The sequence below is a fragment of the Enterococcus pallens ATCC BAA-351 genome (assembly GCF_000407485.1).
GTDB lineage: Bacteria > Bacillota > Bacilli > Lactobacillales > Enterococcaceae > Enterococcus_A > Enterococcus_A pallens.
Genome location: NZ_ASWD01000003.1, coordinates 860283 through 882087, shown reverse-complemented (window position 1 = coordinate 882087; position 21805 = coordinate 860283). Strand labels below are relative to the sequence as shown.

Genomic DNA, 21805 nt, shown 5'->3' with positions numbered 1-21805 from the left:
AAGTAGGATTACTTTGAGTATCTGAAAAATTAGGCTAAAATTGAGATAAATCACCGTTGATTATGTGAATTTACACAATCTTTACAATTGTCATCCAAGCTTTACACAAGATTAAAAAGAAATTGACGTTCAACTTGTAAAATGAATCCGTTAGATTATCGTTTAGGAGGAATATCCTTTGGAGAATGAAGAAGTAAAAAAAGCTCTTACCACTAAATCAAAAAGAGCACGTATTGAGCAACGAGGGCGATTCATTAGCTTCATCTGTATTGCCTTGATTGTATTTGTAGTAGGTGCTATCTTCTATTTTGTTGCCAGCAAAGGGTTGGCTACATTTTTTGTAGATAAAATTAATGTTTTTGACTTTTTATTTGGGACGACTTGGAATCCTAGTGCCACGGGGCCAGATGGTCAGCCGTTAGTAGGGGCCTTGCCGATGATTGTGGGCTCATTTATCGTTACCTTTTTATCAGCAATTGTAGCAACCCCCTTTGCGATTGGTGCGGCAGTCTTTATGACAGAAATTTCACCCAATAAGGGACAAAAGTTTTTACAACCAGTAATTGAATTGTTGGTGGGTATTCCATCTGTTGTTTATGGATTTATCGGTTTATCGGTTATTGTGCCAATGGTACGTTCCGTTTTTGGCGGAACTGGATTCGGAATTTTATCTGGGACATTTGTTCTGTTTGTAATGATTTTGCCAACAGTAACAACGATGACTGTCGATACATTGAAATCTGTTCCACGGTACTACCGAGAGGCTTCTTTGGCTCTGGGAGGTACTCGTTGGCAAACTATTTACAAAGTTGTGCTGCGGGCAGCAATTCCAGGAATTTTAACGGCGGTTGTATTTGGGATGGCGCGTGCATTCGGTGAAGCCTTAGCCATTCAAATGGTAATTGGTAATGCAGCTTTGATGCCAACTAGTTTAACTACGCCAGCTTCAACTTTAACTTCAATTTTAACAATGGGAATCGGAAACACTATTATGGGAACTGTAGAAAACAATGTACTGTGGTCGTTAGCGCTAATCCTGTTGTTTATGTCTTTAGTTTTCAACATTGTGATTCGCTATATTGGTAAAAAAGGAGCGATTAAATAATGGATAAAGCAAAACGCGCAGATAAGATTGCTACAGGTGTCTTATACGTGATCTCTGGATTAATTGTTTGTATTTTGGCTTTTCTATTACTTTATATTTTAATTCGCGGGTTGCCGCACATTTCTTTGGAATTTTTAACCTCACCTTCTAAAGCTTATCAAGCAGGCGGTGGTATTGGTATTCAATTATTCAACTCAATCTTCTTATTGTTCATTACTATGCTGATCAGCTTTCCGATTTCTTTAGGAGCAGGAATTTATCTTTCAGAGTATGCGAAGGATAATTGGCTGACAGGTTTAATTCGAACCTCTATTGAGATCTTGAGCTCATTACCATCAGTAGTAGTTGGTTTATTCGGGTTCTTAGTATTTGTTATTCAATTTGGTTATGGCTTTTCAATTTTGTCAGGGGCATTAGCTTTAACCTTGTTCAATCTGCCTTTACTGACACGTAATATTGAAGAATCTTTACGGGCAATTCATTATACTCAGCGGGAGGCTGGATTGGCTTTGGGCTTATCTCGTTGGGAAACTGTGACCAAAATTGTTGTCCCAGATGCTTCACCAGGAATTTTAACGGGGATCATTTTGAGTTCAGGTCGTATTTTTGGTGAGGCAGCTGCTTTGATTTATACTGCAGGACAAAGTGCTCCAGCTTTAGATTTTACTAACTGGAATCCATTGAGTGTTTCTAGTCCGATTAGTATTTTCAGACAAGCAGAAACTTTGGCAGTACACATTTGGAAGATCAATACTGAGGGAACCATGCCGGATGGTGCAAGTGTCTCTGCAGGTGCTTCGGCAGTCTTGATTATTGCAGTATTGCTATTTAACTTTGGTGCGCGGGCGATAGGCAAACGTCTGCATAAAAAGATGACCTCAGCATAAGGAGAATTCGATGAAAGAATATAATTGGGAAGAACGCAATATTATCCATATGCCTGGAGATATCGTTCTCCACACAGAGGATTTACATGTTTATTATGGAGAAAATGAAGCAATCAAAGGTGTCGATTTAGAGTTCGAGAAAAACAAGATTACGGCTTTAATTGGACCATCTGGTTGCGGAAAGTCTACGTACTTGCGTTCATTGAACCGGATGAATGATGGCATTAGCAGTGCCAGTGTGACTGGGAAAATTATGTATAAGGGTGTAGACATCAATGCTGATAATATAGACGTATATGAAATGCGTAAACGAATCGGCATGGTATTCCAACGCCCAAATCCTTTCAGTAAATCCATTCGTGAGAATATCACGTTTGCTTTAAAGCAGCATGGAGAAAAGGATAAGCACAAACTAGAAGAAATGGTTGAAACCAGTTTGAAGCAAGCGGCTTTATGGGATCAAGTAAAGGACAACTTGGACAAAAGTGCTTTGGCTTTATCAGGTGGACAGCAGCAACGTCTGTGTATTGCTCGAGCAATTGCCATGAAGCCGGATATTTTACTTTTAGATGAACCAGCAAGTGCCCTTGACCCGATTTCGACTGGTACAGTAGAAGAAACCTTAACACAATTGAAGGATGACTATACAATTATTATTGTTACCCATAATATGCAGCAGGCAGCTCGTATTAGTGATTACACTGCATTCTTTTACCTTGGTCATGTGATTGAGTATGATGAAACTCGTAAAATCTTTACACGACCAAAAATCCAAGCGACCGAAGATTATGTATCTGGGCACTTTGGTTAAGAGACGGAGGAAAATAAATGTCTGAGATTATTACTTCCAAAGACCTTCACCTGTATTATGGGAAAAAAGAGGCCTTAAAGGGAATTGATTTAGCTTTTAATGAAAATGAAATCACGGCAATGATCGGGCCTTCCGGTTGTGGGAAATCCACTTATCTGCGTTGTCTGAATCGAATGAATGATTTGATTCCAGACGTAACAATTACCGGTAGTGTAGTGTATAATAATCGGGATATTTACAGTCCTAAGACTGATACGGTTGAATTGCGCAAACAAATCGGTATGGTTTTCCAGCAACCCAATCCTTTTCCATTTTCCATTTACGAGAATATCGTTTATGGGTTAAAATTAAAAGGTGAAAAAGACAAAGCAAAATTAGATCAGGTTGTGGAAGAAAGCTTGAAAGCGGCCTCTGTATGGAATGACGTGAAGGATAAACTGCATGAGAGTGCGTTATCCTTGTCTGGTGGACAGCAGCAGCGGGTTTGTATCGCTCGGGTTTTGGCTGTCAATCCAGAAATTATCTTGATGGATGAGCCAACCAGTGCCTTAGATCCTGTTTCAACCGGGAAAATTGAAAACATGCTTTTGGAATTGAAGGAACGCTACACGATTATTATTGTAACTCATAATATGTCCCAAGCTTCACGAATTTCTGATAAAACAGCTTTCTTTTTACAAGGCGAGCTTATCGAGTTCGACAAAACAAAGAAAATCTTCCTAGACCCTGGCAAACAAGAAACGGAAGATTATATTTCTGGTAAATTCGGTTAAAAAAAAGAATTAGGGAGGTAAACAATGCTACGTACACAGTTTGAAGAAGATTTGTTAAACTTGCATAATCAGTTTTATGAAATGGGGATGTCGGTTTCTAGCGCGGTACACAAATCCGTGCGTTCCTATATTGAACATGACAAGCATTTAGCACAAGAAGTGATTGATAACGATATTGAAATCAATAATATGGAAGTAAAGCTGGAAAAGAAAAGCTTTGAAATGATTGCTTTACAACAGCCGGTTACAACAGATTTGCGCACAATCATTACAATTATGAAAGCTAGCTCTGATTTGGAACGGATGGGGGATCATGCCGTTTCGGTTGCCAAATCGACTATTCGACTAAAGGGAATGCCACGGATTTTAGAGGTTGAACAAGAGATTTCAGAGATGTCTGACTATGTGAAGAAAATGGTGGACAATGTGCTGATCGCCTATGTAAAAACGGACGAAAAAGATGCCCGTATGATTGCTAAAATGGATGAACGTGTTAATGAGTACTTTAAGCAAATTTACAAAATGACGACGGACACGATGGAACAGCAATCAGAAACAATTATTAGCGGAACGGATTATTTGAATGTAGCCAGTTATCTAGAACGGATCGCTGATTATGTCACTAATATCTGTGAATGGATTGTTTACTTAGCTACTGGTAAAATCACAGAGTTAAATAGTAATCGCGATGAACAATTTTAATTTTGAAGACACGTCATTGTGCGTGTCTTTTTCTTTTTAGCACAAAGTTTTATTGGTTTATGATAATTTTTTTAAGATCAGCTTGAAAAGTGATCGTCAATTTTGTAGAATGACGATAATAGAATATTGCTTATTAAAGCCCGTCTTTTGCTATTTTCACGACTTAAAATAGTAAGAGGGGGCTTTTTCTGCGAGAAAGAAGGGATGTTAAAATGAATAAAATGGCCGAAAAACCAATGCCATCATTGTTGTTTGGTATGGCACTGCCGCCAATGGTCTCAATGCTGATTCAGTCGCTTTATAATATTGTTGATAGTATGTATGTGGCTCAAATCAGTGAAGGAGCATTAACTGCGGTGTCAATTGTTTTTCCGATTCAAAGTTTGATTATTTCTGTGTCGGTGGGGATTGGTGTAGGAGTGAACTCTTATATTTCACGTAAACTAGGGGAACAAGATCAAAAGGAGGCCAATAGCACAGTTGCTCATGGGATGCTGCTGGCTACGCTTGCTTCCATCATTTTTTGTTTATTTGGATTAGTGGGCACTGAACGTTTTTTACAAATGTTTACTCAAGATGCAGCGATTATTGCGGATGCATCTAGCTATATGTACATTGTTGTTTATTTTAGTTTTACGAGTTTCTACTATATATTAATAGAAAAGATTTTCCAATCGACTGGTCAAATGAATATTCCGATGATGATCCAAGTTGTTGGAGCAGTAGTGAATGTTGTTTTAGATCCAATTATGATTTTTGGCTGGTTTAGCTTTCCTGCATTAGGGGTTGCTGGAGCTGCTATTGCAACCGTTACTGCACAATTTATTTGTATGCTGTTGTCTTTTTATTTCCTACTAAAAAAGAATCAGGATATCACATTAAAATTGCGGGAATTTAAATACAATGTTGAAACTCTCAAGCAGATTCTATTTATTGGGATTCCTAATACATGTATGAATGCTTTAGGATCCTTTTTAGTAATGGGATTAAATGCAATCTTAATTTCTTTTTCGACAACTGCAGTTTCTTTATATGGAATCTATTATAAGCTGCAAACATTTGTCTTCATGCCAGTCAGTGGTTTAACTCAAGGTGCGATGCCAATTATGGGTTACAATTATGGCAGAAAGGATGCCAGCCGTCTGTTGCATTGCTTGAAAATCTGTTTAGGTGCAGCCATGGGAATGCTTTTAGCAGGTGTTTTGCTTTTTCAGCTCATCCCTGCGGAATTATTAAGCTTATTTAATGCTTCAGAGGAAATGCAAGCGATGGGAGTTCCAGCCCTACGAATTATTTCCATTAGCTTTATCCCAGCGGCTTTTGGTTTCATTTTGCCTACTTTGTTTCAATCAATGGGTAAGGGGAAAGAGTCGCTAGTTGTTTTCTTGCTACGCCAATTTTGTATTACAATGCCGCTAGCTTGGTTACTGAGTAAAATTTGGGGGCTTAATGGTATTTGGTTTTCATTTATTATTGCTGAAACAGTGGCTGCGCTTGCGTCTGTTGCTTTTTTCAAACGGTTGACTAAGCGTGATCGAGTGTTAAGCAAAGAAATTGCACCAGTGATAACTAACGAATGGAGCTAAAAATGCTAGAAGATTTTGTGAATTTTTGCTAAACAAATCGTTTTATCTGATCTATACTTATGACAAAAAGCCTTGAATTCGGTACACTTTCAGTAGTTGGAAGAGGATTCAGGCTTTTTTCTTTAGAAAGGTTTCGATGGTTGGAGAAAAAGATAAGCCTTTAGTCCTATGACAAATGGAGAAAAACATTGCATAATAGGTACATAAGTTAAGTAACCCAAACGTTTGATTGCTGAAGGAGGCAATTTTTTATGAATGAAAGACAAAGAGTTTTAGAACTAGTAAAAAAAGGAATCATCTCAACTGAAGAAGGTTTAGATTTATTGGAAAGCATGGCGAAAGCCAAAGATGAAGCGCAAATCGAACAGGACGCAGATAAGGTAGATTCTTACCACCGCGACCAAGCCGCTAACCTAGCTGATGAATGGGAAAACGGTCAAGAAGAACGTGAAACAAAAGAAGATGGGCTGGAAGATTTAGAAGCTTACTTCGACGAACTAGCAACCGAAGCCAATCAAATTTCTACCCGTATCGATGAGATTAATCGGGAAAAACAAGAACTTAAAGAGGACATTCGGGAAAAACAAGAAGTATTGATGGAATTAAACACGAAGGAAGAACTAGATGCTCTATCTGAAGAAGATGAAGCAATTCGGGAACGTGTGGAAGCTGAGATCAAGGTTTGGGAAGAACAGTTAATTCGTTTAGAAAACCAAGAGCTGGAACAGCAAGAAGCATTAGAATCCATTCGAGAAGACCAAGAAGCTAAAGGCAAACGTATTTACATGAATTTCGAGATTCCTGAAGATTTGAAGGAACAAGCAAGCGAAACTTTCAATCAAGTAGGTGAAAAGTTAGGCGAAGCTGGTGTACAGTTCGGCAAATTCATGAAGAAAGCTATCAAAACTGTTTCAGAAACAGTTGAAGAAAACGTCGATTGGAAAGATATCAATGTAAAAGTTCCTGGCGTTGCTACTACTAAGTTTGAACATCAATTTTTATACAGTGATGTTGAACCAACCTTGATTGATGTTAAATTAGCTAATGGTAAAGTAACTTTCAAGTCTTGGGATGAAAAAGACATCAAAGTAGATGCAAAAGTTAAGCTTTACGGTAAAATGAATGAAGCAACACCACTGCAATCCTTCATGGAACGCAGCCAGATTGAAGTAAATGATGAACATATCACATTCCAAGTACCAAACAAACGAGTGAATGCAGAACTAGTTTTCTATTTACCAAAACGTACCTATGACCATGTTGCAGTTAAACTATTAAATGGCAACTTGATGGTTGAAGAATTGGATGCTAAAGATGTATATGCTAAATCAACGAATGGAAATATTGTATTCAAGCAAATCAATGCTACCATGTTGGAAATTCAAGGTGTAAACGGCAATATCGAAATTCGTGAAGGAGAAGTTCTGGATTCTATCATTGAGACGGTAAACGGAACGATTTCTTCAAGAGCAGCTGTTCAAAACTATGGTATTTCACTAATCAATGGTGATGTAAAATTAACTGTCGGTCACGACACACTGAAAAAGATTAAAGCAAGTTCTGTCAACGGAAATGTTAAAGTTTCCTTGCCTAAAGCTTTAGGTTTAGAAGGAATTGCAAAAACAAGCTTGGGAAGTATCAACCACCGCTTATCAGACTACGAGGTGGTTCGCGAGAAAAAAGAAAAAACCAACCGCTTATTGCAATTCAGAAGAACCAATGAACAAATGGCACAAATTGATGTTTCAACGACAACAGGCAGCATTTTCTTGAAAGATTTTGACAAATAAGGAATAATAGGAAGGAAGATTATATATGCAAAAGAGACTAACAAAATCAAGGAGCAACGTGGTACTGACTGGTACCCTAGCCGGAATCGCAGAATTCTTCGGCATTGATCCTACTATTGTTCGTGTCATTTATGTCTTCTTGAGTTTTGGCTTGATTGGTGCACCGGTAGTTCTATATGTTTTGTTGGCATTAGTAATTCCAGCAGGACCACGAACCAATTCATATGGTCATGACAATCCTTATTACGGACGTAATAACACGAGTCAAAAGAAGACGAAAGAACGCAAACAAGCTGAACCCGTTGATGACGATGACTGGAGCGATTTCTAATGACTTACTTACAGCGCGTAATAGCTAATACTTTGATTTTTATCTCATTGTCCGTGATATTTCCCGCACATGTATTTGTCGCAAATATCTGGGTAGCTATTCTCGCAAGCTTTATCTTGTCTATTCTCAATACATTGGTAAAACCGATCTTAACGCTTTTGTCTTTACCGTTGAATCTATTGACCTTTGGACTGTTCAGCTTCGTGATCAGCGCTGGTATGTTACAAATGACTTCCAGCATTGTAGGAAGTTATCGTTTTGGCTTTGCAAGCTTCGGAACAGCTATTTTGGTAGCTGTGGTGATGGCGATCGTCAATGTGATTGTATCCGATCATTACCTAGATAAATATAACGAACGCTAACCAGAGGACGCTTTTGTCTTCTGGTTTTTTAGTTTTGTCTCAGAAAGGTTGTATAACCTAGTAACCCTCTTCAATAAATGATAAAATAGAACGGAAACTGATAGAAAGAGGGGCTCAAATGTCTGAAACAGTTAAAGTGAAAGAATTAGTTGAAGCACTTTCATTGGAGGTAGTAACGGGGGATGAAACCAGTTTAGAACGGGTAATTGTAACTGGCGACATTTCGCGTCCCGGTCTAGAATTGACCGGATATTTTAATTACTATTCCCATGATCGTCTGCAGCTATTTGGAAATAAAGAGATTACCTTTGCGGAACGTATGATTCCGGAAGAACGATTAATGGTTATGCGTAGAATGTGTAGTGAGGATACGCCAGCGTTTATTGTATCTCGTGGATTAACACCGCCAGAAGAGATGGTGACAGCAGCCAAGGAGCATGGTATTGCCGTACTGCGATCACCAATTGCGACTTCGCGTTTATTAGGAGAAATATCTAGCTTCTTAAATGGCAGTCTAGCACCACGTACTAGTGTCCACGGTGTTTTAGTAGACGTATATGGTTTAGGGGTTCTAATTCAGGGAGACAGCGGCATCGGAAAGAGCGAAACAGCTCTAGAGCTGGTGAAACGGGGGCATCGTTTAATTGCTGATGATCGTGTAGATGTTTATCAGCAAGATGAATTGACATTAGTGGGTGAACCACCAAGAATTTTGCAGCATTTAATCGAAATTCGCGGAGTGGGGATTATCGATGTCATGGATCTGTTTGGTGCAAGTGCAGTTCGCGGATCTATGCCAGTTCAATTAGTAGTGTATTTAGAAAATTGGGCGAAAGATAAGAAATACGATCGCTTGGGTAGCGATAATACAGAAGTTGAAATTGCAGAAGTGAATATTCCACAAATAAAAATTCCAGTTAAAACAGGACGAAATGTCGCAATTATTATTGAGGTTGCGGCCATGAATTTCCGGGCGAAAAGCATGGGCTATGATGCAACGAAGACATTTGAAAATCGTCTAACGGCTTTAATTGATGAGAATTCGGGGCAAAATAAATGATTGCTCAAGTAAATCGGACAGCCTTTGAGATATTTGGTCTTGAAATCTATTGGTATGCGATTATTATCGTTTCTGGAATTGCTATTGCCTTATGGTTAGCAACTCGTGAAGCGGTTCGCGTGGGGTTGAAGGAAGATGATATGACCAATTATTTAATCTGGGCGTTGCCAATTGCGATTATTGGTGCCCGGCTGTACTTTATTTTATTTGACTTAGAGCCTTATTTGGCGGATCCAATTCAGATTTTTAATATTAGAAGTGGAGGTCTGGCAGTCTATGGCGGATTAATTGCGGCAGTGATTGTTTTGTTCTTCTATACAAGGTACCATTTCATTGATCCTTGGTTGTTTTTAGATGTATGTGCTCCAGGTGTTGTTTTGGCACAAGGAATGGGCCGCTGGGGAAATTTTATGAACCATGAAGCATTTGGTGGTGAAACAACTCGCAGTTTCCTAGAAAGCTTGCATTTACCGCAGTTCATCATTGATAATATGTATATTGATGGTGCTTATCACCAACCAACCTTCTTATACGAGTCACTTTGGTGTTTTCTAGGCTTTTTCCTGTTAATTTTCTTAAGGAAAAAAAACAACCTCTTTAAACAAGGGGAAATCTTTTTGAGTTATGTTCTTTGGTATAGCTTTGCTCGTTTCTTTATTGAAGGAATGCGGACAGATAGTTTGTATCTATTTGGCGAATTGAGAGTATCCCAGGCACTATCATTAGTATTGTTTGTTGGGGCATGGATTGTAATCTATTTGCGCCGAAAACATCAACCACCAGTGCCCGCTTATCGACGAGATCAAGGTACCAATCAACACATAGTATAATTTACGACAATTAAATAAAATTATGATAGGATTAAAGACAGGAGGAACGAGCTGTGAAACAAAAAGTTGCCGTTCTGGGGCCGGGTTCTTGGGGAACCGCCTTAGCAAAAGTATTGGCAGAAAATGGTCATGATGTGAGAATCTGGGGAAATAATCCTGCACAGATTGATGAGATTAACACTTATCATACGAATCGTCACTATTTACCTGATTTAAAGATCCCCGACAGCATTCTTGGCTGTAAAGACTTAAAAGAGGCCATTGATGGGGCTGATGCAGTTCTATTCGTTGTGCCAACTAAAGCAATGCGTATAGTAGCCAAGGAATTTAGTAAAATCGTAACTGGCGCCCCAGTGATTATCCATGCAAGTAAAGGTTTAGAACAGGATAGCCACAAGCGCATTTCAGAAATATTAGCCGAAGAAATTCCAGAAGAGAATCGTCAGGGAATTGTAGTCTTGTCTGGTCCAAGTCATGCTGAAGAAGTAGCAGTCCATGATATTACAACAATCACTGCTGCCAGCGACAATGAGGAACTGGCAAAATATGTACAAAAGCTGTTCATGAATGAGTATCTGCGCATCTATACAAACACTGATGTGATTGGTGTTGAAATGGGGGCCGCACTTAAAAATATTATTGCTATTGGAGCTGGAGCTTTACACGGTCTTTCCTACGGTGATGATGCCAAGGCGGCTATTATGACTCGAGGCTTAGCTGAAATCAGCCGTTTGGGTGTGGCCATGGGAGCCAATCCATTAACATTTATCGGTTTAAGCGGGGTTGGTGATTTAATCGTTACTTGTACTTCAGTTCATTCACGAAATTGGCGTGCCGGCAACCTGCTGGGCAAAGGCCACAACTTGGATGAAGTATTGGAGAATATGGGGATGATTGTTGAAGGAGTAGCAACAACCAAAGCAGCCAAAGAGCTTTCTGAAAAAATGGAAGTCCAAATGCCAATTACCCAAACAATTTACTCTGTTTTATATGAAGGAAAGGACGTTCGTCAAGCTTGTACGGATTTGATGCTGCGGGCAGGGACGTTTGAAAATGAATTTACACTATAATCAAAAAGTTGGAGGAAGTACCATGCGTGTAAAAAAAGCTGTGATACCAGCAGCAGGTTTAGGAACTCGTTTTTTGCCGGCTACTAAAGCGATGGCAAAAGAAATGCTGCCGATTGTTGACAAACCAACAATCCAATTTATCGTTGAGGAAGCCTTGAATTCAGGTATTGAAGATATTTTAATTGTTACCGGAAAAGCAAAGCGCCCAATTGAAGACCATTTCGATGCGAATATTGAGCTGGAAATGAATTTAAAAGAAAAGGGCAAAACTGATTTACTAGCCCTAGTTGAAGAAACCACAGATGTTAATCTTCATTTTATCCGTCAGTCACATCCAAAAGGTTTGGGTCATGCAGTCTTGCAAGCGAAAGCATTTGTGGGAAATGAACCTTTTGTTGTTATGTTAGGTGATGATTTAATGGAAGATAAGGTGCCGTTAACAAAGCAGTTAGTCAATGATTATGAGAAAACTCATGCATCAACGATTGCTGTAATGCGTGTACCTCATGAAGATACATCAAAATACGGAATCATCAATCCTGGTGAAGAAGTTGAAAAAGGCTTGTTTAATGTAAAAAACTTTGTAGAAAAACCAAATCCTAAAGAAGCACCTAGCGACTTAGCAATCATCGGACGCTATTTGCTGACACCGGAAATCTTTTCTATTTTGGCTAATCAAAAACCAGGTGCGGGTGGCGAAATCCAATTAACGGATGCCATTGATACATTGAATAAAACACAAAGAGTTTTTGCCCAAGAATTTACTGGCAAACGTTCAGATGTGGGAGATAAATTTGGTTTCATGACTACCAGTATTGAGTATGGTTTGACTCACCCAGAAATTAAAGACAAATTGGCTGATTACATTGTGAAGCTAGGAAAAGAAATTGAAGGTAAAAAGCCTAAAGCACCGAAAGAATAGGAAGTCAGAAAACAGCAGCTTAGGTTGCTGTTTTTTTCTTTTTTAGAAGGAAGAATTATTAAGGCAAAGGCAGCTGGTGTGCGCAATAAAGAGGGCTCTCTTTTGAGTAGCCGTCATTTTTGTTCTGGGGGATAAACTTTTGTTTAATACTGGATGAATGGTATAATAAAAGTTAACAAATAAAGGTTTTTTTACAGAAAATGAGCAAGGGAGTGTTCGGATGAGCCTAGGAGGTATTGCTGCCCTCATTGCAGCCTTAGCATTTGTTGTATTGGTTGTTTTTCTGGTAAGAGTATTGAATCAGGTCGCCAAAACGGTGGAAAAAGTCGATACTACAGTTAAAGAAGCAAATACAACAATCAGTGTATTAACAAAAGATGTAGATTTGTTGATGCAGCAAGTAGAAGGATTGCTGGTGAAAAGCAATCATTTATTGAATGATGTCAATGGGAAGGTAGCGACGATTGATCCATTGTTTACTGCTGTAGCAGATTTAAGTGAAAGTGTTTCTAACTTGAACCATGCTAGTCGCAACTTAACCGGAAAGGTAGCTAGTGTCGGTAAAACTACTGCTAAGGTAAAAGTTGCTGGTAAGGTTGGAGAATCAACCATGAAGTTTTTCAGAAATCGCAAACAAACTAATTTATAGTAGGAGGAATTACGATGGGAAGAAAAAAAGGCGGATTTTTATTAGGAGTAGTCATTGGTGGAGTTGCAGCAGCAGCTACAGCTTTATTATTAGCACCTAAATCAGGTAAGGAACTACGTGATGAATTAGCAAGTAAAACAGATGATTGGCGTGATTTGGCGTCTGATTACACTGAAGAAATTGTTGGAAAAACTAGTGAAATGAGTGCAGTAGTAAAAGAAAAAGCAGCAGATCTAACGAACCAAGCAACTGAATTTGCTTCTTCAGTCAAAGGTAAATCTGAGGATGCTGTGGATGATTTAGGTGATATTCAAGCAGATTTATTTGATGACTTGAAACAGCAAAGCTCAGATTTATCTGATCGCTTCCGTAAAGCCGCTGATGAAGCACAGGACGTCGTTGAGGATACTGCTGATGATATTGTCCTTGATGCCGATGAAGTTAAAGCAGACGCTAAACAAACTGTTTCTGAGGGAGCATCAGAACTAAATGTAAAAGCCGAAGATTTAAAAGACTCTGAAACCTTTGATGAAATCAAAGAAGAGATTAAAGAAGAAGTTGAAAAGAACAACCCTGAATAATAAATCCCGACAGTAAAAAGTTGTCCCTCTCAAATATTTTATGAGGGACAACTTTTTTATTTTATAAAATGATCAATTCTTTCGAGGTCTTGGTAAATGGTATGCAACCATCTTTAGTTACAAAAATACAATCCTCGATTCGGACACCTATATCATTTGGCAGGTAAATCCCAGGTTCAATGGAGAAGCACATACCTTCTTTGATTTCCATGTCATTTCCACCAACAATTGAAGGAAATTCATGGATAGTGGTTCCTATGCCATGACCTAAGCGGTGATTGAAGTACTCGCCATAGCCGTAGCTTTCAATCACATCACGTGCAATTTTATCTAATGCGGCTGCTGTAATGCCAGGTTTAACGGCCTCCTGAGCCTTTAATTGCGCTTCTAATACAATATCGTAGATTTCCTTTTGACGATCCGTTGGCTTGCCGCAAGCGACTGTTCGAGTAGCATCACTGCAATATCCGTTAACAATTGTTCCAAGGTCAAAAAGAACTAATTCATTTTCCTTCACAGTATTTTTTCCTGGTGAACCATGAGGACTAGCGGCGTTTGGTCCAGCTAGTACTTCAGTTGGGAAGGACATTTCTTTAATTCCTTGTTTTTTCAATTCGTATTCGATTTCTGCTACAATAGATTCTTCTGTTGCACCAGCTTTAACTAGCTTAAAGCCAATTTCAAAAGCCAAATCAGCAGATGAACCTGCTTCAATCAAACGTTGGCATTCTTCTTCTGTTTTATAAAGCTGTAATTGCTGTACTAAAGGAGTCAGGTCAGCAGAGAAGTCAGTACCGGTAAAAGCATCTGCTAAGCGTTGATAACGATCTAAAACTAACTGTCCTTTTTCGACAGCTAATTTCTTCGGTGTACCATAACGTTTATTAATTTCGGCAATAATAATTGCCCAAGGATCTTCACTGTCTAAGTAGCCAATTACATCGTATTCCCAGCTGCTTGCTTTAGCGTCTTCAACTTCTAAGCCTGGAGCGAATAAAAAAGGGTCTTTGTCTAAAGGAATGAAAAGTGCTAAAATTCGTTCCATCGGATTGCTGTCAAAGCCTGAGAAATAAGCGATATGGCTAGGATCAGACACATAAGTTAAATCCACATTATTTGACGCCATCCATTTGCGTAGTTCTGCAACTTTTTCTTGATTCATAGTTATCCTTCTTTCTTTTGAGCATATAAATATTGTATCACTTGTACCGTTTTCTGCAAATAATATTAGAAAACGCTTGCAAATCTTTTAATAAATTAGAGTAAAACGGTTGCAATCAGAGAAAAGACGTGCTATTATCTTTAGGAAATGTAAATGAGATTTTCTGAAAACGAAAAGAGATGGGAGAAAAATCAAATGGAAAAACAAACAATCACAATTTACGATGTTGCCCGGGAAGCAAATGTTTCGATGGCAACCGTTTCACGCGTAGTAAACGGCAACCCAAATGTTAAACCAACAACACGCAAAAAAGTTTTGGAGGTCATTGATCGTCTAGATTATCGTCCTAATGCAGTGGCACGTGGACTTGCAAGCAAGAAAACAACAACTGTAGGGGTAATTATTCCCGATGTCAGCAATATGTTTTTTGCTTCATTAGCACGAGGAATTGATGATATTGCTACTATGTACAAGTACAACATTATTTTAGCTAACTCTGATGGTGAAACCTTGAAAGAGGTTAATGTATTAAACAATCTGTTGGCTAAACAAGTGGATGGTGTTATTTTCATGGGACACCGCATTACTGATGAAATCCGTGCAGAATTTTCACGTTCTAAAACACCAATTGTTTTAGCTGGTTCAATTGATCCAGACGAACAAGTTGGCAGTGTAAATATCGATTACGCAACAGCTGCGAAAGATGCAGTAGAAATTTTAGCTCAGCACGACAATAAGAAGATTGCTTTCATTGGTGGTGCATTAATTGATCCTATTAACGGACAAGCACGTATGAAAGGATATAAAGAAGCCTTAAGCGACCATGGTCTTTCTTACAACGAAGGCTTAGTTTTTGAAGCTGCTTATAGTTTTAAAGATGGATTGGCTTTAACTGATCGAGTATTAAACAGCGGTGCAACTGCTGCTTACGTAACAGATGATCAATTAGCAATTGGTTTGTTAGATGGCTTGTTGGACAAAGGTGTAAAAGTACCTGAAGACTTTGAAATCATCACAAGCAATGATTCCTTATTGACAGATGTTGCTCGCCCACGCTTAACAAGCGTTACTCAACCGTTATATGATATCGGTGCAGTAGCAATGCGTCTATTAACTAAAATGATGAACAAAGAAGACATCGAACAAAAAACGATTATTTTACCACATGGTGTCGATGAAAAAGGTTCAACTAAATAATCAACGGAAAGCTCTCAGTTTTTGAGGGCTTTTTATTTTATTCCGCAAAAAAAGACTAGGAGAAAGCTCCTAGCCCAATTATCGATGCTAATTTTCATCATCGTCCTCATTGTTATTGTTGTTTGTTACGTTGCTGCGATTCGAACGATTACGAGTATTCCAGTAGTCTTCATAGTTAGCATCTGTACCACCGATACCAAATTTGTAAGTGTTGCTTCCTGGTCCATCTTTTGCCCAGAAGGATTCAGATTCACCGCTCGGCACTTGGTAGGTAGTTCCATCATGACTAACTTTTCCAGGTTTTAATCCAGTAAAAGTTGAAACCTTTTCTTTCTTGACATCATCAGATAACTTAAATTCCTCATTTACCCCAAATACATCAGGATTCACACCATAGATTCGACCAGCTAGATAAGCCATATAGGTAGCAGTACGGTTTCCAGCATTGCTGTCCATAGGTTGATTATCATCTCGTCCAGTCCAACTGCCTAAAGTAACAGAAGGTGTAGAAACGATAAGCCAATTATCCGTATAATTATCGGTTGTTCCCGTTTTACCTACCCAGTCAGCAGTGCTTAAGGTATAATTTACGCCACTCAGTAAAGCTTTAAATGGAGTAGTTTGTTGTTCGGTGATTACACTGCGCATCAGATCATTCATGATACTTGCTGTGGCTTTAGAGTAGACCTGCACAGGATTTTCTTGGTGTTTGTAGATTTCTTTGCCTGTACTGTCTGTAATTGATTCAATCAAGTAGCCCTCTTGATAAACACCACCATTAGCTAATGCTTGGAAGCCATTTACCTGATTCAAAGTAGTGGTCTCGATAGTTCCCAATGGGGCGGATTCAACCCCCCAATTGTCGGAGCTTGGAAAATTCATCTTCTTCAAATAATCGTTGTAAACATATTGATCAGAACCTTTTTCGGTTAATAAATCTTGATAAACGTGATAAGCCGGGATATTGGTAGACTCTACTAACGCTTCACGAGTTGTTTGGAAGGTTCGTGAGCCTTCGCCAGTCGCGTTTTTCAATTCTTTTCCAGCATTAGTACCTTGTTGATATTTCATTGGAAAATCAGCTATACGCGTTCCGCTGCCGATTAATCCTTGATCAATAGCAGGTCCATAAACCAAAAGTGGTTTAATCGAAGAGCCTGGCTGCCGAATGGTATCAAAAGCATGATTGTTCTGATTCGTATTGTAATCACGACTGCCGACGAAGCCATAAATCCGACCTGTCTGATTGTCCATCAAAATATTTCCGGTTTCGATAGGTGTTCCCGATCCATTGTCAAGATACTGACCGTATTCGGCTACCGAAAGCTGCATTGCATCATAAATATTTTTATCAATCGTTGATTTAACGTTTAAACCTTGATTCTGAATTTTTACTTTAGCTTGTTCAACGTAACGAGTGCGTACGTCATCTTTACTATAATCAGCTTCACTGACACCATCTTGTGCCGCCTGCTGTCTAGCTAAAATGCTGACCGCTTCATTGTATACAGTATAGTATAAGAAACCACGTTGCTCCTCAACCACATTTTCTCGTGGTTGAAAATCTTTAGCTAAGTCATAATTCTTGGCATCTTCGTATTCTTGTTTGGAAATTACCTTTTCCCGATACATATTAAAAAGTACATTATCCTTGCGGTCCATTCCAATAGAGTAATCTTCTTTGAGATCACCAGTATTTGTATAAGGGCTGTAAACAATAGGGCTTTGGGGCAAGCCAGCAATAAAAGCAGCCTGCGGCAAGTTTAAATCTTTAGCCTGAACACCAAAAATACCAGTAGCGGCTTCTTCCACGCCTGCAATATTTTGTCCCTTGTTGTTACGACCAAATGGTGAAATATTTAAATAAGCAGTGAGGATTTCATCTTTACTTAAATACTTTTCAACATCTAGAGCGAGAACAATCTCATTGGCTTTTCGCTTAAAAGAAGTTTCGCTGGTTAACACTTGCTGTTTAATCAGCTGTTGAGTTAATGTTGAACCACCAGAGCTTCCTCCCAGACCAGTTACTTCGCTGACTAGGGCTCGAACAACGGCTTTTGGCACGACCCCAGGATGTTCATAAAAATATTCATCCTCTGTAGCAACAATGGCTTTTTTAACCCAAGGTGAGATTTCATCAGAGTTAACTTTTTGCCGAATAGGGTCAGCACTGATTGTGGCAATTTCTTTATTGTCTGCATAAAGCAGTTTGGATGATTCGGTGATATCACCGACAGTTTGCTTTACTTCTTCTTTCGTCGGTGTGGCAGTTCCTTCAACTAAATAAGCAAAATAGCCCGCACCGATTCCTAAAGCCAGCATACCTCCTAGAAACAAAACTAGGACAAGGCCAATAGATAAGGATTTTACCACCCTTAGTATGACATTAATATAAAAAGAAGTACCTACCAAGTGTTTGGTGGAACGGGGCTTCTTCTTTTTTTCTTTTTTCTTGTGAGCCAAAAAGTTCACCTCATCGATTATCTGTATAATTCTGTTGAATTATAGCAAAGAATCTAATGCCATAACAAGCACTTGACGATATTGTAATCAAAACTTCAAATAATCGTAGTCATTTTGAATCTTACGTCTTTTAATTCGTCATTTTTTCAGTTAATATGGGGAAGTATACAACTTTGAGGAGGAAGAAAAATGAGTTCAGACTTTTTTCAGGAGCTAAAAGACCGTGGCTTGGTCTTTCAAGTGACCGATGAAGAAGCTTTAAAAAAACAATTAAACGAAGAGTCTGTCAAATTATATATTGGATTTGATCCAACTGCTGACAGCCTGCATATTGGGCATTTGCTGCCAATTTTGACTTTGCGTCGTTTTCAGCAAAATGGTCATGTGCCAATTGCTCTGGTAGGTGGAGGAACTGGTATGATCGGTGACCCTTCATTTAAGGACGCTGAACGTCAGTTAAACACTTTGGACACTGTTCAAGCTTGGTCACAAAGCATTAAAAATCAGTTATCCGGGATTATTGATTTCGAAAGTAAAGAGAATCCAGCGATTGTAGCCAATAACTATGAGTGGTTAGGTGAGGTATCGTTGATTGATTTCTTGCGGGATGTAGGTAAGAATTTTACGATTAACTACATGATGAGTAAAGAAAGTGTAAAACGCCGAATCGAAACCGGGATTTCTTACACAGAATTTGCTTACCAATTGTTACAGGCTTACGATTTCCTTCAATTATTTGAACGCTATGGCTGTCAGCTGCAATTAGGCGGCAGCGACCAGTGGGGCAATATTACTTCCGGAATTGAATTAATTCGTCGTGAAAAGGAAGCCCAAGCATTTGGCTTAACAATGCCTTTAATCACAAAAGCAGATGGAACGAAATTTGGGAAAACTGAAGGAAACGCAGTGTGGCTTGATCCTGAAAAGACTTCTCCTTATGAATTCTATCAATTCTGGATCAATACAGATGACCGGGATGCAGTGAAATTCTTGAAATACTTTACTTTCCTGCCGTTAGAAGAAATTGACGCCATTGAAAAAGAATTCAATCAAGCACCAGAGAAGCGTTTGGCGCAGCGTACATTAGCTAAAGAAGTTACTACTTTGGTTCATGGTGAAAAAGCCTATGAACAGGCTGTTCATATTTCAGAAGCATTGTTTAGCGGAGATGTAAAAAATCTAACTGCGGATGAAATCAAACAAGGCTTTAAAAACGTACCAAGCTACCAAGTAAAGGCTGAGGATGATTTAAACCTAGTAGAAATTTTAATTACAGCTGGGATCGAGGCTTCTAAGCGTCAGGCCCGTGAAGATATCACTAACGGAGCGATTTATGTGAATGGCGATCGTGTACAAGATCTAGCTCACATCTTAAGTGATGAAGATAAATTGGCGGATGCTTATGTGGTTATTCGCCGTGGAAAGAAAAAATACTTTGTGTTGCAGTTTTAACAGATAGTTGGCTAAATCTTCGGATTTAGCCAACTCTTTTATAAGGAGCAAAAATGACAAACATTTTATGGAATTCTTTAGGGCTGTTTTTGATTGTCTGTTTAGGCTATTTAACGAAGCGTTTTAATGTATTAAGCAAAGCAGATGGATCGACATTATCGATGATTATTATAAATATTACGCTGCCAGGGGCAATTATCGTCAATCTAGCCAGATTAGATATTGCTTCTAATTTGCTGTTACTGATTCTTGCCGGAATTGTAATGAATATGGTGATGATCGGGTTAGGGGCATTCTTTTCCAAGAGGCAGCAGACAGTGGAGCGCGAGCTGTTAATGTACAGTGCTTCCGGCTATAACATTGGAAATTTTGCTCTGCCTTTTCTACAGAGCTTCTTACCGCAAGCAATTCCTGCCTTGTCAATCTTTGATATTGGCAACAGTATTATGCTGGCAGGTGGATCGACAGTCATGATTGAGGCTGTTAGTGGATCTAGTAAAGAAATTCCCAGCATTTTTCAAATTGGTAAACGTTTAGCTCGTTCTGTTCCTTTTTTATGCTACTTAATCATGCTGTTTTTGCGCAGCTTTTCTATTGAAATTCCGATGCGATGGGTAACTATGATTCAACCAATTGCAAATGCCAATACCTTTTTATCGATGTTTATGATCGGATTATTCTTAGAGCTGCGGTTGCCTAGAAGTGATCTGGTACTGGTGGTGCGAACATTAGCTGTAAAATATGTATTTGGCGGCATGGTTGCTATATTGGTAGCACTATTACCGCTACCATCTATTATTAAAATTGTGTTGTGCTTAGTTTCGTTGGGACCTTTAACTACCTTTGGTGTGGTAAATAGTGTACAAGCAGGGGCTCGGCCGGAGGTTGTTGGTTTCACCTCATCCGTCAGTTTTCTAATTAGTCTGCCGCTGATGACAGCGATTTTGTTGATCGTATTGTAATTGACTAAAAGTTTTGTAAGGAGTGAAGGAACATATGTTAATCGGTTCTCATGTAAGTATGAAAGGAAAAGAAATGTTGTTGGGAGCTGCTAAAGAAGCAGCTAGCTATAATGCTTCTACTTTTATGATTTATAGCGGTGCGCCGCAAAATACTAAACGCAAGCCTGTGGAAGAAATGAATATTCCAGCTGGAGAGGCTTTTATGAAAGAACATGGCTTATCTAATATCGTAATGCATGCACCTTACATCATTAACTTAGGGAATACAACCAAACCTGAAATGTTTGGTTTTGCAGTCCAGTTTTTACGAGATGAGATTATGCGTGCAGAAGCATTAGGTGCCACGCAAATTACCCTTCACCCGGGAGCTCATGTGGGGGCAGGTGAAGAGGCTGCACTGAATCAAATCATTAAGGGACTAAATGAAGTGCTGACCAAGGAGCAAAAGGCTCAAATTGCTTTAGAAACCATGGCCGGTAAAGGGACTGAAGTGGGAAAAACCTTTGAAGAGCTGGCGTATATTATTGATGGTGTGACGTTAAATGATAAGTTATCAGTTACGTTTGATACTTGTCACACGAATGATGCAGGTTATGATGTAAAAAATAATTTCAATGGTGTAATGGAAGAGTTTGACCGAATTATTGGTTTGGATCGACTGAAGGTCCTCCATATTAACGATTCAAAAAATCCAATGGGTGCTAGAAAAGACCGCCATGCTAATATTGGTCATGGAACAATTGGTTTTGAGGCATTGAATCAAATTGTGCACGATGAACGCTTTGCTGCAGTATCTAAAATTTTAGAAACACCTTATGTTGGAAAAGATAAAAAGACTGCTTATGCACCTTATGGAAAAGAAATTGCCATGTTTAAGGAGCAAAAATTTGATGAGACAGCTTTTCCAGAGTTAGCTGAATAGTAATTGTTAACTGATAATCCGAACGACGAGTATTTTACCTGTGAATTGATCGTGCTTTAGCGATTGATTGAAAGGTTAGACTAGTTGTTGGGATTTTTTTGTGGCAAGAATAGAGAAAATTCTTATTGGCAAACCTCCACACAAATGATATGATGATTTTAAATTCATCATATGATTTAGAAGATGAG

At 38.8% G+C, this 21805-nt stretch carries 21 protein-coding genes; 19 read left to right on the top strand and 2 right to left on the bottom strand.

The genetic code is table 11. From position 1 onward, the window contains the following. The first annotated feature begins 178 nt into the window (after positions 1–178). From pstC to I588_RS16765, 15 genes are all read left to right on the top strand, one after another. A complete protein-coding gene (pstC, locus tag I588_RS16835; protein ID WP_010759968.1) occupies positions 179–1105 on the top strand; it encodes a phosphate ABC transporter permease subunit PstC in 927 nt (308 codons plus the stop codon). Continuing rightward, on the top strand, positions 1105–1992 hold the full coding sequence (gene pstA / locus I588_RS16830) for a phosphate ABC transporter permease PstA (RefSeq protein WP_010759967.1): 888 nt from the start codon (positions 1105–1107) through the stop codon (positions 1990–1992). Before pstC ends, pstA begins: the two co-directional genes overlap by 1 nt. Positions 1993–2002: 10 nt before the next feature. Beyond that, entirely contained in the window at positions 2003–2803 is an 801-nt protein-coding gene (gene pstB / locus I588_RS16825) for a phosphate ABC transporter ATP-binding protein PstB (RefSeq protein WP_010759966.1), read from the top strand. Positions 2804–2820: 17 nt separating this feature from the next. Continuing rightward, positions 2821–3576 carry a phosphate ABC transporter ATP-binding protein PstB gene (gene pstB / locus I588_RS16820; protein WP_010759965.1) on the top strand — a complete coding sequence of 252 codons (756 nt, stop codon included), beginning with the start codon at positions 2821–2823 and terminating at the stop codon, positions 3574–3576. A gap of 24 nt (positions 3577–3600) precedes the next feature. Beyond that, positions 3601–4278, top strand: coding sequence for a phosphate signaling complex protein PhoU (gene phoU, locus I588_RS16815; RefSeq protein ID WP_010759964.1), 678 nt, complete (start codon positions 3601–3603; stop codon positions 4276–4278). Positions 4279–4490: 212 nt separating this feature from the next. After that, the gene (locus I588_RS16810) at positions 4491–5864 is read left to right on the top strand and encodes an MATE family efflux transporter (protein ID WP_010759963.1); all 1374 of its coding nucleotides are present in this window, start codon (positions 4491–4493) and stop codon (positions 5862–5864) included. A gap of 251 nt (positions 5865–6115) precedes the next feature. Beyond that, positions 6116–7654 (top strand): daptomycin-sensing surface protein LiaX, encoded by a 1539-nt coding sequence (gene liaX / locus I588_RS16805; protein WP_010759962.1) that lies wholly within the window; start codon positions 6116–6118, stop codon positions 7652–7654. Between the two features lie 25 nt (positions 7655–7679). After that, the gene (locus tag I588_RS16800; protein WP_010759961.1) at positions 7680–7985 is read left to right on the top strand and encodes a PspC domain-containing protein; all 306 of its coding nucleotides are present in this window, start codon (positions 7680–7682) and stop codon (positions 7983–7985) included. Continuing rightward, entirely contained in the window at positions 7985–8347 is a 363-nt protein-coding gene (locus tag I588_RS16795) for a phage holin family protein (protein ID WP_010759960.1), read from the top strand. Before I588_RS16800 ends, I588_RS16795 begins: the two co-directional genes overlap by 1 nt. Positions 8348–8465: 118 nt before the next feature. After that, positions 8466–9407 carry an HPr(Ser) kinase/phosphatase gene (gene hprK, locus I588_RS16790; RefSeq protein ID WP_010759959.1) on the top strand — a complete coding sequence of 314 codons (942 nt, stop codon included), beginning with the start codon at positions 8466–8468 and terminating at the stop codon, positions 9405–9407. Further along, positions 9404–10237, top strand: a complete 834-nt coding sequence (gene lgt / locus I588_RS16785; protein WP_010759958.1) for a prolipoprotein diacylglyceryl transferase — start codon at positions 9404–9406, stop codon at positions 10235–10237. The genes hprK and lgt overlap by 4 nt, the downstream gene beginning before the upstream one ends. Before the next feature lie 53 nt (positions 10238–10290). Continuing rightward, positions 10291–11307 (top strand): NAD(P)H-dependent glycerol-3-phosphate dehydrogenase, encoded by a 1017-nt coding sequence (locus tag I588_RS16780; protein ID WP_010759957.1) that lies wholly within the window; start codon positions 10291–10293, stop codon positions 11305–11307. A gap of 22 nt (positions 11308–11329) precedes the next feature. Continuing rightward, a complete protein-coding gene (gene galU / locus I588_RS16775) occupies positions 11330–12229 on the top strand; it encodes a UTP--glucose-1-phosphate uridylyltransferase GalU (protein WP_010759956.1) in 900 nt (299 codons plus the stop codon). A gap of 220 nt (positions 12230–12449) precedes the next feature. Next, positions 12450–12878 carry a DUF948 domain-containing protein gene (locus tag I588_RS16770; protein ID WP_010759955.1) on the top strand — a complete coding sequence of 143 codons (429 nt, stop codon included), beginning with the start codon at positions 12450–12452 and terminating at the stop codon, positions 12876–12878. A 14-nt stretch (positions 12879–12892) separates the two neighbouring features. Further along, positions 12893–13459: a YtxH domain-containing protein gene (locus I588_RS16765; protein ID WP_010759954.1), complete on the top strand. Its 567-nt coding sequence runs from the start codon at positions 12893–12895 to the stop codon at positions 13457–13459. A gap of 61 nt (positions 13460–13520) precedes the next feature. Here the strand turns inward: I588_RS16765 and I588_RS16760 are convergent, their stop codons facing one another. Next, on the bottom strand, positions 13521–14621 hold the full coding sequence (locus I588_RS16760) for a M24 family metallopeptidase (RefSeq protein WP_010759953.1): 1101 nt from the start codon (positions 14619–14621) through the stop codon (positions 13521–13523). A 195-nt stretch (positions 14622–14816) separates the two neighbouring features. Between I588_RS16760 and ccpA the strand changes: the two genes are divergently transcribed. Further along, positions 14817–15818, top strand: coding sequence for a catabolite control protein A (gene ccpA, locus I588_RS16755; protein WP_010759952.1), 1002 nt, complete (start codon positions 14817–14819; stop codon positions 15816–15818). Between the two features lie 87 nt (positions 15819–15905). Here ccpA and I588_RS16750 read toward each other — a convergent pair whose 3' ends face one another. Then, positions 15906–18281, bottom strand: coding sequence for a transglycosylase domain-containing protein (locus I588_RS16750; RefSeq protein WP_010759951.1), 2376 nt, complete (start codon positions 18279–18281; stop codon positions 15906–15908). A gap of 189 nt (positions 18282–18470) precedes the next feature. Here I588_RS16750 and tyrS point away from each other — a divergent pair, with 189 nt between their 5' ends. From tyrS to I588_RS16735, 3 genes are read left to right on the top strand one after another with little or no spacing between them, the layout of a single operon-like run. Then, on the top strand, positions 18471–19733 hold the full coding sequence (tyrS, locus tag I588_RS16745) for a tyrosine--tRNA ligase (RefSeq protein ID WP_010759950.1): 1263 nt from the start codon (positions 18471–18473) through the stop codon (positions 19731–19733). A 53-nt stretch (positions 19734–19786) separates the two neighbouring features. After that, a complete protein-coding gene (locus tag I588_RS16740; RefSeq protein ID WP_010759949.1) occupies positions 19787–20695 on the top strand; it encodes an AEC family transporter in 909 nt (302 codons plus the stop codon). A gap of 34 nt (positions 20696–20729) precedes the next feature. Further along, positions 20730–21617: a deoxyribonuclease IV gene (locus I588_RS16735; protein ID WP_010759948.1), complete on the top strand. Its 888-nt coding sequence runs from the start codon at positions 20730–20732 to the stop codon at positions 21615–21617. The last annotated feature ends 188 nt before the right edge of the window (positions 21618–21805 follow it).